The sequence below is a fragment of the Streptococcus sp. NLN76 genome, assembly GCF_015686645.1.
Lineage (GTDB): Bacteria > Bacillota > Bacilli > Lactobacillales > Streptococcaceae > Streptococcus.
This window is the reverse complement of the sequence record NZ_JADPMS010000019.1, coordinates 1-13,990: the sequence shown is the minus strand read 5'-3', so window position 1 is coordinate 13,990 and position 13,990 is coordinate 1. Positions and strand designations below refer to the sequence as shown.

Sequence of the window (13,990 nt, the reverse complement as noted above, 5' to 3'; positions counted from 1 at the left end):
AAAAGCTTCCCATAACTTACTAAAACACTTGGGAGCGTGTGGAAACTGAAAGATTCAATTAGAAGGCTTTAGCCGTGGTTTCCTTGATATAGTCTACCTGCAAACCTTGTTTTTCAAGTTCTTCCCGAAGTTGATCGTGATCAGTCTGACCTTCCAGTTGCAACTCAATGGTTACAGAACCATCTGCATTAGGGATATTCACAACATTATCGATGTTCAAATCCCGTTCGACTACTGCGTGAACCGCACTTTCCAAAACGCCAACTTGGTTGGTTGTCCGCACCCGAACACGAGTACCAGGTGCCCCATAGCCAGTTACCTCCAAGAAAGCTTTAAAGATATCACGGTCAGTGATGACGCCACGAAGCTCGTCCCCTTTCATAACTGGAAGAATACCAACCTTGTGTTTAAACATTAAGTAAACCGCATCTTCTAAGCTTGCATCTTCATCCAGGGTAAAGACATCACGTACCATAACATCTTTGACTTTGGTTTTGTTGAGAAGGTAGTTCATTTCGTAAATAGACAAGGTGGTTGCTTTGGAAGGAGTCGCTTCTGCAATTGTACCTTCTGTTACCAAGCCGACCAGTTTGTCATTGTCCATAACTGGTAGACGGTGGAGATTTTGTTCCCGCATCAAGTCTGCCGCATGTGCAATGGATGTATCTGGATCAATAAAGACCACACGTTTTGTCATAAATTCTTTAACAGCCATGTTTTTTTCCTTTCCTTAAACCATTATCCACCAAGGTAGGCCTTGCGGACTTCTTCTGAGGTTAGAAGTTCTTGACCAGTACCAGATAATACAATTTTACCATTTTCCAACACATAACCGCGATTCGAGATGGCAAGAGCCTTATTGGCATTTTGCTCAATCAAAAGAACGGTTGTACCTTGAGCTTGGATATCTTTAATGATCTCAAAAATTTCATTGATGAAGATTGGAGCAAGTCCCATTGATGGCTCGTCCAAGAGTAAAAGTTTTGGAGTTGACATAAGGGCCCGTCCCATGGCCAACATCTGCTGCTCACCACCTGAAAGAGTCGCAGCATCTTGTCCTTTACGTTCTTCCAAACGTGGGAAACGCTCAAAAATCTTCTTGAGGTTTCGAGCATTTTCTTCTCGATCTTTTTTAAGAAAGGCTCCCATTTCTAGGTTTTCCATAACCGTTAGACCAGGGAATACGTGGCGGCCTTCTGGTACTTGAGACAAGCCAGAAGCAACGATATTTTGAGCAGCCTGTTTTTGAATCTCCTGACCTTGGAACAGAATCCGTCCTTGACTCGGGCGAACCAAACCTGAAATGGTGCGAAGGATACTGGTTTTTCCAGCCCCGTTGGCTCCAATCAAGGACACAACTTCCCCTTCCGCCACTTCAAAGCTGACATCATGGACCGCTTCAATCATCCCGTAATGAATGGATAGATTTTCAACTTGTAACATTGACATTAGGCTTCTCCTCCCAAGTAAGCTTCAATCACGCGCTTGTTGGTGCGAATTTCTTCTGGTGTTCCATGGGCAATCAAGCGACCATATTCCAATACATAAATGCGTTCAGTTACTTCCATAACCAAGCTCATATCATGCTCAATCAACATAACCGTAATGTTAAACTCTTCTTTAATTTTACGGATCAAAGCCGTCAATTCTGCTGTCTCCTGCGGGTTCATCCCAGCAGCTGGCTCATCCAAGAAGAGAATTTTTGGCTCAGTCGCTAAAGCCCGAACAATTTCCAAGAGCCGTTGTTGCCCATAAGCCAAATTTTTCGCCAAGGTATCCGCATACTCCTCCAATGAGAAAATTTCCAAAAGATCCATAGCCTTTTTCTTGTACGCTTCTTCTTTTTTATAGTAGAGAGGAAGGCGGAAGAGGCTGGCAAAGACATGTGGATTTTGGTGATTGCCAAAAGCGATAAGAACGTTATCAAGAACCGTCAAATCTTTGAATAACCGGATGTTCTGGAAAGTACGACCAAGACCTAGCCCAGCAATCGTGTAAGGCTCTTTCCCATTTAACTCATTCCCATCCAAGGTAATGGTTCCTTCACTTGGTTCGTAAACTCCCGTCAATAGGTTGAAGAGGGTCGATTTACCTGCCCCGTTAGGACCAATCAGACCCACCAATTCGCCCTTGTCCAATTCCAAGGTTACATCGCCAACAGCCGTTAAACCGCCGAAATGTTTTGTCAAGTGTTTAACTTCTAATAATGCCATTAGGACTTAACCTCCTTTTTTGATTTTGACAAAAGATTCTTCAAACTAAATTCCCAAGTTCCCAAAAGACCACCAGGACGGAAAATCATCACAAGGATAAGGGCTAATGAGTAAACAATCATCCGGATACTTGCAACGTCTTGCAATAACATGTTTAAGAGTCCCAAGACAACTGCAGCAACAATGGTACCAGTCATAGATCCCAAACCACCGAATACGACAATAATAAGGATATTGATAGAGTTCGTGAATGCGAAATCGCGTGGAACAACGGAACCAACAAAACCAGCATGGAGGGAGCCTGCAATACTTGCAGTGATAGCACCGAAAACAAAGGCCATTACCTTAATTTTGGTGGTATTAATCCCAACGGATTCCGCAGCAATCTCATCCTCACGAACCGCAAGTGTCTGACGACCAATTGGACTCCGCAAGTAGTTTAAGGTCACAATGGTTGTCAATGCGGCTAAGACATAGACCATTTGCCAGGTTGTAAAGGCAGGAATTCCCAAAATACCAGCAGCACCATTGGTCACCTCACCACCATTGACGATGATAATCCGAATAATTTCTGCAACCCCAAGGGTAGCGATGGCTAGGTAATCCCCTTTCAAACGAAGGGTAGGAATTCCGACCAAGAGTGCTACAACACCTGCAACGGCCATCCCCGCAAGTACAGAAACAAGGAAACCACCATAGGTCGGCAATTGTTTCCCGATAATGGCGGTTGCATAAGCTCCAATCGCCATAAAACCGGCATGTCCTAAGGAGAACTGACCTGAGAAACCAACGATCAAGTTGAGTCCCACAGCCAAAATAATATTAATTCCAATTTGCTGGAAGATCATCTGATAGTAGAGATTGAGAACATTCGTCTCTACCAAAAGCGTAACCAGGGCATAGCCAGCAATCAGCAAAGCTGCCCAAATCATATTTTCCTTTAGAGTTTTTTGCATGACTAGACCTTCTCCTTCACATTTTTACCAAGGATTCCACTTGGACGAACTAGGAGAATCAAAATCAACACTCCATACACAATCGCATCACGGAAGTCAGAGAATCCAAGAGCCGTTGCCGCTGTTTCAAGAATACCGATAACAAATCCACCTAATGCTGCTCCAGGAATAATTCCGATACCACCAAGAACCGCCGCAACAAAGGATTTCAAACCAGGCGTCATCCCCATCAACGGGTCCAATGAGTTATAGTAAAGGGCAATCAAGACACCCGCTGCTCCAGCGAGAGCTGAACCAAGCGCAAAGGTGAAACTGATGGTGCGGTTTACATTAATCCCCATCAACTGAGCCGCATCGCTGTCCACGGAAACAGCCCGCATTGCTTTCCCCATCTTTGTCCTTTTGACAATCAATTGAAGTACCACCATCAAGAAAATGGATACTCCTAGAATCAACAACTGAATGTTTGTAATGGATACAGGTCCCAAGTCAAAGCGGACAGTATCGATAACTTGTGGGAAAGGACGTGGATTAGCACCAAAGAAGAAAACCATACCATATTCTAAAAGGAAGGATACTCCGATAGCGGTAATCAAAGCTGCAATCCGAGTGGATTGTCGCAAGGGTCGATAAGCCAGAAACTCAATCAAAACCCCGAGAGCAGCCGTTCCGACCATGGCCAATAAAAGGGCTACAAAGAAATTCAAACGGAGGGTGTTAATCAAGAAATAACCCATGAAGGCTCCCATCATGTACACATCCCCGTGGGCGAAGTTGATCAAGCGGATAATCCCGTATACCATGGTATACCCCAAGGCAAGCAGCGCATAAATGCTTCCCAAGATCAGCCCATTCAATAATTGCTGTAAAATCATTCGAAATAATCTCCTAAAAAAGATGTTCCCTTCTAATAAAAGGGTTCGATACTTCTATACCGTCTGTCCTCCTAGTCCAAGACCGTGAGGATTTTTGTCATTCTATTAGTCTCTATTCTATTACAAAAACGATTTCCACTTTTAATCAGGTTGAACGGACACCGCTTCTTCAACCTTACCATTTTGCATAGTCATCATAAAGGCTGACTTAGTGGTATTGTGATCGGCATCAAAACTTGTTTTACCGGTTACCCCTTCGTAGTCTTTAATCTTGGTCAGGTTGTCACGAATTTGAATAGAGTTCTCTGCCCCTTCCATAGCTTTGCCCATCATCTTCATAGAGTCGTAAGCCAAGGCTGAGAAAGTACTTGGTTCTTCATTAAAGCGCTTTTTATAAGCGACTTTGAACGCCTCTGCTTCATCGTTGGTTTTAACGGTTGAAGAAAAACCAGATACGAAGTAAATATCATTCGCTTTCGCCGCAGTCGCCTGTTGAACAAACTCTTCAGAATTCAGTCCATCCCCCCCAACTACAGGCTGATTTAGACCCATTCCGCGCATTTGGTTCACAATTTTACCAGCTTCAGTATAGTAACCAGGGAGAACCATAGCGTCAAAATCCTGCCCCTTCATCTTAGTCAAAGCAGCTTGGAAATCGGTATCACCTGCGATGAAGGTTTCTTCAATAACAATCTCACCTTTATAGGCTTCCTTGAATGACTTAGCAATTCCTTTAGCATAGTCACTTGAGTTATCTGTAAACAGGGCTACTTTTTTAGCATTCAAATTATCAGAAACATATTTAGCAATGATACGCCCTTGATAAGAATCTTGGAAGGTTCCAACGAACAAGAAGTCTTGTCCTGCAGTCAAACCATCTTGAGTAGCACTTGGAGAAATCACCGGTACACCAGCAATGGTTGCTTTCGGAATCGCCGCCGCAGTTGCACCAGAAGTTGCCGGACCAACAATAGCATTTACTTGTTGCTGGATGGCCAGGTTAGTCGAAACAGAGGCCGCTTCCTGAGTTTCTGATTTATTATCCTTGGAAATGACCTCAATTTGCTTCCCGTCAATTCCACCAGCCTCGTTCATTTCCTCGACCGCAAGCAAGGCACCTTTTTGTTCAACAGAACCATAGGCGGCTACCGCTCCAGTATTTTCAAAGTTAAAGCCAACTTTGATGGTATCCCCAATCTCGGTCCCCTTAGCTTTGGATCCATCTGCAACCGGTACTTGTGTACAAGCCGCTAAAAATGTCATAGAAGCCATTAAAATTGTGGCCACTAAGGTTTTACGTTTCATAGAACCTCTCCTCTTTTTTATAGAGTCTAATATATAGAATTGTCAGAAAATTGTCAATACAAGTTTAAGATTTTTTTTAATTTTTTCCATGAAGATTTTCATTGTTTTTTCTTTGAAAAAGAAAAGGAGGCTGAGTTATTCCTCAGTCTCCTCTGTTGCTAAATCGATACCTTGAAAACTCCGAGGTAGGGTAGCCAATTGACTTTTGGTAACCTGACGCACATAGTTTTCTTGCTCCAACTCTTGAATCGTTACTTCGACACGATGAACCGGCACAAAAAGTTGGACATACCGCAGCCGACGGGAATGGTAAACCACATCTCCCCAAGAGGAAAGTTTGCGACGATCCCGATTGTAATAAAGGTAGACATAGATTGCCTGGCGTCGATCCTCCAATCCCATAGCCAGCTCCTTTCCGTTTCCTTCTGTTATTTTATCATATCTACCAATCCTTGGCTAGCTCCCTTTGTACAACAAAAGAGGTGGACCCCAGGTCTCAACCTCTTTTAGTTCCTCGCTCTGATTAGGCTTGTGGCAACTGGTTATTGGCCATGATTTCATCAATGAAACCATATGCAAGTGTTTCTTCTGCACTCATCCAATAATCACGCTCAGCATCCTTGTGAATTTGTTCCACTGGTTTACCTGAATTGTCTGCCAAGATTTTTTCTAAGGTATGACGAGTTTTGAGCAAGTGCTCAGCAGCGATCGCCATATCTGTTTGTTGGGTACCGCCACCTGTACCACCCATTGGCTGGTGAATCATGTACTCAGCATGTGGCAACATAAAGCGTTTGCCCTTAGCACCACTAGAAGCAATGATGGTTCCCATGCTCGCAGCCATCCCCATAACAATTGTCTGAACATCCGCTTTAATAAAGTTCATAGTATCGACAATGGCAAGTCCAGCGGATACAGATCCACCTGGTGTGTTCACGTAGAGGTAAATATCTTTAGTAGAATCTTGAGCGTCCAAGAAAAGCAACTGGGCAATTACGGAATTGGCCATGTTATCTTCGACTGGACCCGTTAGCATAATAATCCGGTCTTTTAAGAGACGTGAATAAATATCATAAGAACGTTCTCCACGACTGGTTTGTTCAATAACTACAGGAATCATTCTGTACTCTCCTTCTTTACTGGAATGAGTTTATTATACCTAATTGGTCAGTAAAGGTCAACTTAAAAACTTTTATTTGGTACCAAACAAACGGTCACCCGCATCTCCGAGACCCGGAACGATGTAACCATGCTCATTCAACTTCTCATCCAAAGCAGCTGTAAAGATTGGAACTTCCGGATGGGCTTCTTCTAATGCAGCTACTCCTTCAGGTGCCGCAACCAAGCAAACAAAGGTAATATTGCTGGCACCACGTTTTTTCAAGGAATCAATGGCTAAGATAGCGGAACCCCCTGTTGCTAACATTGGGTCCACCACAAAAATACGTCGTTGGTCAATATCTTCTGGAAGTTTCACCAAGTATTCTACAGGTTGCAAGGTTTCCTCATCACGGTACATCCCAATATGCCCAACCTTAGCAGCTGGAACCAAACTCAAGAGACCATCAACCATCCCAATACCTGCCCGTAAAATTGGTACAATAGCTAGCTTCTTACCAGCCAACTGTTTCTGAACCGTTGTCGTAATCGGGGTTTCAATTTCCACATCCTCTAAAGGAAGGTCGCGGAGCACCTCATACCCCATCAACATGGCAATCTCATCAACCAGCTCTCGAAAGGCCTTGGTAGAAGTATCCGTCCGACGAAGAATAGACAATTTGTGTTGGATCAACGGATGCGCGATGACTTGAACTTTAGACATGCTTGGTTCCTCTTTTCTTAATTTTTTCCATTATATCACAGTCCACCATGAAAAGCTTTACAATTATGGCCATTTTTCCAAAAAAGAAGACGGGAACTACCGCCTTCCTATTTAACGTTAAGTTTTTTCCAACTTCTGAATAGGAAAAAGAGTTCTTCATATGTATTTCAAGTAGATATCCTGTTTTTTACTTCAAAACGTTTGGTTTTAAATCATGAAATCCGCAGAAGTTGACGTAATCGTTGAGCTTGTGGTCCCATTACCCGATCCAAGTGATGAGACTTGAGGGCCATCCAGGCATAAACGTAAACGGAAATGGCTCCGACGACTAGTAAATGTAGGAGGCTGCCCCAGCGACTAGTCGGTGCGATGACGAAAGAGAGCAAGAATTGACTTAGACCTGTAAAGACAGACATCACTACGGTCATCAAGGTAATCAGCAACATCCGTTTCATCAACCGTTGATGATTTAAGCGCGTTATTCGGTGAATGGTTTGGTACATCAACACACAGGGGAACACCAACGCCAAACCTGTTGCTAACAAAGGTCCATATGAACCGAATAGCCAAATAAATGGAATCTGTAAAACCAATTTAAGTCCTAAACCATATACGAAATACAGCATCGCTAAACGATTTTCATAAAGCGCTTGGATCATTGGAGCTAATACGGTATAGAGACCTAGAATGATTGTGAAAGACATCGCCCAAACAAAGAGGTTGAGCGAAGAGCCCTGAGGTTGCCCATAGAAAAATGTATAGAGAGCTTGGCTCAAGAGTAAGGAACCGAAGGTCGCCGGAATAAGAAAAGTCATCAGGAGACTGAGGTTATCGATAACCAATTTAGCGGAGGCTCCAAAGTCTTTTTTCACAAAATTCTCTGTCAAGAGCGGAATCCCGACCCCACCGATGGAGGATGCTACGGCAATCAGGATCATACTGACCTTATTGGGATTGGCTGAGAAGTAAGAGAACAAGACCAACAGATCCTTTTCAGAGGTATCGGTAAACCAGCGAGAAACATTGATAAAGGTCATTTGATCGATAATCTGGAAAAGTTGGATGGCTGATCCCGTGATGATAAAGGGCACTGCTTCCTTGAGCGTTTCGATTACCAATTCGGTACCACCTTCCAGCTCTTGACCAGAGGCTGCCAGAATAGGACGTAAGAGCCCCTCATGATTTAAGGCAAAAATGAGAAGTGCCATGGAGGCAATCATCCCGATAAAGGCGGCAAAGGTGGACTGAGTAACGGCGGCAACATAGTCTTGGTTCCCCATCTGCATAATGAGAAAGGTAGCTAGTAGCATCCAAATGACACGCGCCACCTGCTCAGCAATCTGACTCATAGCGAATGGCCGCATATTATTGTAGCCTTGAAATACTCCGCGAATGATACTCATGACTGGAAAAATCAACACTGCCCAAGCTAGACTTTGCATAACAGGGATCAATTCAGCTCCTACTCCCGAAGCAGAAGCAAAAAGTGGAGCTGCAATATACATGATTGCCGCAAATACAATTCCCAGTACCAGCATCAACTTCAGGAATCGATTGATCAAAGCAAAGGCCTTGCTCTCTTCTCCCATGGTATTATATTTTGCAATCTGCTTGGAAATGGCAACCGGTAGGCCTGCTGTAGAGACCAAGAGAAACCAAGCGTAGATATTGTAGCCCATGGTAAAAAGACCGTTGGCTTCTGCTGCATGCTGCCCCATCCAGCCATACCAAGGAATAATATAGAGAGCGCCCAGGAGACGACTGATCAAGTTGCTAGCCGTCATCCAAGCAGCGCCCTTAAGCATCAACTCTTGCTGACGCGATTGTTGGTCATTCATTCTATTCCCCTTTAAATATTTCGAAATTCCTACCACTATTATAGCACGAAGCCCTTATCCCTCCAAGATTTTAGCTAAAAAATCCCAATGGGCTTTGACTTGTAAAAGCTTGGCGGAAGGGTTACAATAAAGCTATGATGAAACTTGAAACCGCATTACAAATCCTTAAAGGGGATCACAACTTCCGTGCCATTGTTAAAGACGATCATTACTACTATCAGGGAGAAACTTGGGATTTCCGAGACCTAAGCTATGATAGTCGCGAGGTATCTGAGCAAACACTGTTCTTTGCCAAAGGCCATCAATTCAAAGCTGAATACTTGGAAGCCGCAATCCAACAAGGACTAAAATACTATGTCAGTGAAATAGACCACCAAGTATCCATCCCCGTAATTCTGGTTAATGACATTAAGCAAGCTATGAGCCTGGTGGCTATGGCCTTTTACGACCATCCCGAAAGGAAGCTAAAACTCTTAGCCTTTACCGGAACCAAGGGAAAAACAACAGCCGCTTATTTTGCTTTTAACATTTTAAAAGAAGAAGCTAAACCAGCTATGTTGTCCACTATGAACTCCACTTTAGATGGCACAACCTTCTTTAAATCCCAATTGACAACACCTGAAAGTTTGGACCTCTTTGCCATGATGGCTCAAGCGGTCAAGAACGGGCGAACCCACTTTATTATGGAAGTCTCCAGTCAGGCTTACCTGGTGAAACGGGTCTACGGCCTTACTTTTGATGTCGGTGTTTTTCTCAACATCAGCCCCGATCATATCGGCCCGATCGAACACCCTACTTATGAAGATTATTTCTATCATAAGCGCCAATTATTAGCCAATAGTCGTTATGTGATATTGAATCAGCAAATGGATCACATTGACTTCCTCCTCGACTCAATTGCAGATAAAGCTCATACCACCTATGGCGCCGGTAGCCCCAATTCTATCAACCAGTCCAGCGCCTTTCATTTTCAACTCACCGGCCCCTTAGCAGGTGGCTACGACATTCAACTAATTGGCGACTTTAACCAAGAAAATGCCCTAGCCGCAGCCCTAGCCTGCCACCGACTCGGAGCTAGTCCCGCTGCCATTAAAGCAGGAATTGCCCACACCAAGGTTGACGGACGTATGGAAGTCCTTTCACATCCTTCTGGAGCCAAAATTTTTATTGACTATGCCCACAATGGCGATAGTCTGAAAAAATTAATCGATACGGTGGCCCACTATCAAACCGGTAAAATCGCTCTCGTCCTAGGAGCAACCGGTAACAAAGGAGAGAGTCGCCGAAAGGACTTCGGTTTGCTCCTAAATGACTATCCAAGTGTAGAAGTCTACCTAACCGCTGATGATCCCAACTATGAAGATCCAGAGGCTATTTCCCAAGAAATCGCTAGCTACATCCACCGTCCAGTCCACATCATCCCCGATAGAGAACTGGCTATACAAACAATATTGAAGCAGTCCTACAAACCTGATGATGCTATCATCATTGCTGGGAAAGGGGCCGATGCTTTCCAAATCGTCCAAGGAGAAAAAATCCCTTACCCTGGCGATCCCCAGGTTGTCCAAAACTACTTATAACATCAAAAAGGAACCGAAATCGGTTCCTTTTCTGCTTGTCCTTGACACTTTAGTGATTATTAGCCTTTATCTTAATCGCAGCATCAACTCTTGCTTGATAAGACTGGGCTAAATGGATACTTCCTGTATCACGAAAAATCTCAATAACCTTTTCCATCTGCATCAATCCCTTTCGTTCATCATGAAAGAAAAATTCAAACATCCCCTCTGCATACTGGTAGACCAAACGCTCAAAGATATCGCGTTCTTCAAACTGATTATTTCGAATGAACTTCCGGTAGTAATGGGCATCGATAAGTTCCTGCCTCTCACAAGCAAGGACAAATGCTTCCAATACCAAATAATTAATCATCCGACGATTCAAAGGAAGCTCTTTATAGAATTCCGAGCGCGACATCATCTCCTTGGTGAGAGTCATAAAAAGACTGTGACGAAAACGGTGCATCGAATGCATGAAGAGTAAGAGTTCATAGTAACCCCAGTACTCCACTCCAATCAAATAATCCGTTAAGACACTAAGATCATGCTCCGAAACAATTGCGTCCCCTGTCATCTCTTCCAATTTAATCTTTATAATGATGGTGTTTAGTTCATGAAAAAGCCTTCGAAGTTTGGGTTTGACGGGCCTAGTTTCCAGAAGGTGTCGCATACTTACCACATCGTTGCGTAGAACATATAAATCCATCTTGTGAATAAGGTCCTGCAACTCGTCTCGTTTAAAGTCCTGAACAGCATAGGTGAACTCAGACATGGGCATATTGATCTCATCCAGGGCAATTTTAAATTTTGAAATGGTTAAGTCGGACTGCCCATTTTCAAAACGAGACAACTGGGAGACCGATAAATCTTTATTGGAAATCGAACGCAAGGACAAGCCTCGTGACTGCCGGAATTGTTTAAATACTTCACCGAATGATTTCATACAAACCCTTTACATTTTTTGACCTAGGAAACCTCAAAACAATATACTCGTGAAATTTCAAAAATGACGAAACAAGACTATGAGACCGGACGATGTCAGGATTAAAATTTGAATGATTATGAATGAGCGAAAGAAGGTAGATCCCCCCTAGACCTACCTTCCTCACATTTACACTCTTCACAAATCTCATAACTGTTCTCAGTTTAACCTTTGATTTTCTCGAGTATGTTTTCTGCTTTTATTCTTGTGTTAATTCGCAAAAGCAGCTGTCAGTTGCGGAACAACTTGTTTTTTACGAGATACTGCACCAGGCAAGAAGGCATGGTGGTCTTCCAACTTGAAACCAAAAGCTGCTTCAACCTTATCTGAGTTAGCACCAAAGGTTAAAATTTCAGAATTGGAATTGACAATATCTGTGATCATCAAGACAAAATCAGAGTAGCCTTCTGCAGCCATTGCATCCTGTATTGCTTCTTCAATTTCTCCCTGTCGTTCCAAAATTTCAGCGATATCAACTGTATTGACCTGAGCTACGCGAACAGTATTTCCCCCCAATTCAAAGCTCTTCGCATCAATATCAATTAGTTCTGCTGCAGATTTGCTGGAGAGATTGGTACCAGCTTTCAACATTTCAAGTCCATAAACCTCTAGCTCAACACCTGCGAGTTCTGCCAATTCAGTAGCCAATGGAATGTCTGTTACATGTGTTGTTGGAGATTTCAACAAAAGTGTGTCTGAAATCAAGCCTGAAAGCATCAGTCCTGCAATTTCCTTTGGAACTGCAACCTGATTTTCTTTAAACATGCGGTAGACAATTGAAGATGCAGATCCAACTGGCTCCAAACGCATAAATAGAGGGTTCGCAGTTTCAAAGTTGGCCACACGGTGATGGTCTACAACACCAAACACTTCAACATCACGGATTCCTTCCGCAGATTGTTGGAATTCATTGTGGTCAGTCAAGATGACTTGCTCAATCCCTTCATTGGCAAGAGACTGAATTTCACGTGGAGTCTCAACGCCAAAATAGTCTAGGACAAAGCGTGTTTCTTCATTTGGTTGTCCCAAAATAACCGCTTCTGTTTCCAAACCATGAGCTTGGCGAGCCAAGTAAGCATAAGCATATGATGATGCAATCGCATCTGTATCAGGGTTTTGATGACCAAAAACCAAGATTTTTGACATGATTCTACCTCTTTTCCAATTTTCATTTACCATTTTAACACAAAGCCGGGTCTTCTACCACAGAAGAAACTAGGAATTATCCTCTTTGAATTCGTTTTAGGTAGTCTGTGTAAGATTCTGTATCCATCAGCTTTTTAGCATTCTCAACTCGTTCTTTCGTAGGTGGTTTGACGCCTTTAAGAGGGTAATCAATTCCCAATTTCTCCCACTTAAATTCTCCCATGGTATGGTAAGGTAGAATTTCAAATTTATCGACATTTTTTAGGGTTTTTACAAATTTACCAAGTTCCTCCAAATCATCATCTCGGTCGGTTAAACCTGGTACTAAAACATGCCGAATCCATACAGGAATCCCCTTATCAGATAGATACTGTGCACAAGCCAAAATACTGCGATTACTCTGGCTGGTGACCCATTTGTGTCTCTCTTCATTGATTTCTTTTAAATCTAAAAGAACCAAATCTGTTACTTCCAAGAGTTGATCAAAAACGGCCAGATACTTGGGATCATTGCGAAAGGTCAGACCACAGGTATCAAGTGTTGTATGAATTCCAAATTCCTTAGCCTTATTAAATAGTGCAATTAGAAAATCAATTTGGAGAAGAGCTTCTCCACCACTAACGGTAATCCCTCCATTTTTCCCCCAATAGCCTTTATAACGTAGGGCTTCTTGAAGTATATCGTCTACCGTACGTGTCTGGGCCTGATTATTCTCCATCGCCCAGGTATCAGGATTATGGCAATACTGGCACCGCATTTTGCAACCTTGTAAAAAAATAATAAAACGAATTCCAGGTCCATCTACAGCACCAAAACTCTCTGTTGAATGAACATATCCAGTCACGCTCCCATAATCGATTCCTTCTCCCATAACAGCCCTCCTGTAAGCGTTTTACTTTCTATAGTATAGCACTTTTTTGGAAAAATGTCCTCATTTTTCATGATAGTACATGAAAATAGAATCCATGCAAATACACATTCTTCACTCACCTAAAGCCCAAGTCCCTTTTAACACAAGAAATATGGAGGAGCTTCCAACTTCTCACTAAAGTTCAACCTCTGTTTTTATCAAATAGGAAACTCACAATGTAGCGTCTTTTATAGTCTTTTACTTTACTTTTAGTAAAAGGCAGCGAGTCGTAGACAGCTCAAAATCTCTGGGAGAGATTTTTCTACCATTTGTCAACCATTTTTCTAAAAATAGGACAATTTATTTGGCAGATTGATGCCTGCTGAGCCTAGTTGTGAAGCAAAGAGAAGGGGATTTTGTGTCAAGGCCTTGAGCGTATGCGTG

General features: G+C 42.9%; 13 protein-coding genes and 1 pseudogene. 1 reads left to right on the top strand and 13 read right to left on the bottom strand.

What is annotated here, in order from left to right; all coding sequences use genetic code 11:
- Positions 1-58: 58 nt before the first annotated feature.
- The 10 genes and pseudogenes from I1A59_RS04955 to I1A59_RS04910 all read right to left on the bottom strand — a co-directional run bounded on the left by I1A59_RS04955 (position 59) and on the right by I1A59_RS04910 (position 9,009).
- Positions 59-715, bottom strand: a complete 657-nt coding sequence (locus I1A59_RS04955) for a CBS domain-containing protein (protein ID WP_196091704.1) — start codon at positions 713-715, stop codon at positions 59-61.
- 23 nt (positions 716-738) lie between these two features.
- Complete coding sequence (locus tag I1A59_RS04950) at positions 739-1,449, bottom strand: ABC transporter ATP-binding protein (RefSeq protein ID WP_196091703.1); 711 nt, start codon at positions 1,447-1,449, stop codon at positions 739-741.
- Positions 1,449-2,213 carry an ABC transporter ATP-binding protein gene (locus tag I1A59_RS04945; protein WP_196091702.1) on the bottom strand — a complete coding sequence of 255 codons (765 nt, stop codon included), beginning with the start codon at positions 2,211-2,213 and terminating at the stop codon, positions 1,449-1,451. Before I1A59_RS04945 ends, I1A59_RS04950 begins: the two co-directional genes overlap by 1 nt.
- Positions 2,213-3,169: a branched-chain amino acid ABC transporter permease gene (locus tag I1A59_RS04940; RefSeq protein WP_196091701.1), complete on the bottom strand. Its 957-nt coding sequence runs from the start codon at positions 3,167-3,169 to the stop codon at positions 2,213-2,215. Before I1A59_RS04940 ends, I1A59_RS04945 begins: the two co-directional genes overlap by 1 nt.
- 2 nt (positions 3,170-3,171) lie before the next feature.
- Positions 3,172-4,041, bottom strand: a complete 870-nt coding sequence (locus I1A59_RS04935) for a branched-chain amino acid ABC transporter permease (RefSeq protein WP_196091728.1) — start codon at positions 4,039-4,041, stop codon at positions 3,172-3,174.
- Between the two features lie 144 nt (positions 4,042-4,185).
- Complete coding sequence (locus tag I1A59_RS04930; RefSeq protein ID WP_196091700.1) at positions 4,186-5,349, bottom strand: ABC transporter substrate-binding protein; 1,164 nt, start codon at positions 5,347-5,349, stop codon at positions 4,186-4,188.
- A gap of 135 nt (positions 5,350-5,484) precedes the next feature.
- Complete coding sequence (locus I1A59_RS04925) at positions 5,485-5,751, bottom strand: DUF2129 domain-containing protein (protein ID WP_196091699.1); 267 nt, start codon at positions 5,749-5,751, stop codon at positions 5,485-5,487.
- A gap of 121 nt (positions 5,752-5,872) precedes the next feature.
- Positions 5,873-6,472: pseudogene (locus tag I1A59_RS04920) on the bottom strand (ATP-dependent Clp protease proteolytic subunit); the annotation flags it as partial.
- Positions 6,473-6,541: 69 nt separating this feature from the next.
- On the bottom strand, positions 6,542-7,171 hold the full coding sequence (gene upp, locus I1A59_RS04915; RefSeq protein ID WP_196091698.1) for a uracil phosphoribosyltransferase: 630 nt from the start codon (positions 7,169-7,171) through the stop codon (positions 6,542-6,544).
- Between the two features lie 212 nt (positions 7,172-7,383).
- On the bottom strand, positions 7,384-9,009 hold the full coding sequence (locus I1A59_RS04910; protein WP_196091697.1) for a polysaccharide biosynthesis protein: 1,626 nt from the start codon (positions 9,007-9,009) through the stop codon (positions 7,384-7,386).
- A gap of 134 nt (positions 9,010-9,143) precedes the next feature.
- Here I1A59_RS04910 and I1A59_RS04905 point away from each other — a divergent pair, with 134 nt between their 5' ends.
- Positions 9,144-10,589, top strand: a complete 1,446-nt coding sequence (locus tag I1A59_RS04905) for a UDP-N-acetylmuramoyl-L-alanyl-D-glutamate--L-lysine ligase (protein ID WP_196091696.1) — start codon at positions 9,144-9,146, stop codon at positions 10,587-10,589.
- 49 nt (positions 10,590-10,638) lie between these two features.
- Here I1A59_RS04905 and I1A59_RS04900 read toward each other — a convergent pair whose 3' ends face one another.
- From I1A59_RS04900 to pflA, 3 genes are all read right to left on the bottom strand, one after another.
- Positions 10,639-11,511: an Rgg/GadR/MutR family transcriptional regulator gene (locus I1A59_RS04900; protein WP_196091695.1), complete on the bottom strand. Its 873-nt coding sequence runs from the start codon at positions 11,509-11,511 to the stop codon at positions 10,639-10,641.
- A gap of 249 nt (positions 11,512-11,760) precedes the next feature.
- Positions 11,761-12,696, bottom strand: coding sequence for a manganese-dependent inorganic pyrophosphatase (locus tag I1A59_RS04895; RefSeq protein WP_196091694.1), 936 nt, complete (start codon positions 12,694-12,696; stop codon positions 11,761-11,763).
- Between the two features lie 76 nt (positions 12,697-12,772).
- The gene (gene pflA / locus I1A59_RS04890) at positions 12,773-13,567 is read right to left on the bottom strand and encodes a pyruvate formate-lyase-activating protein (RefSeq protein ID WP_196091693.1); all 795 of its coding nucleotides are present in this window, start codon (positions 13,565-13,567) and stop codon (positions 12,773-12,775) included.
- Between the last annotated feature and the right edge of the window lie 423 nt (positions 13,568-13,990).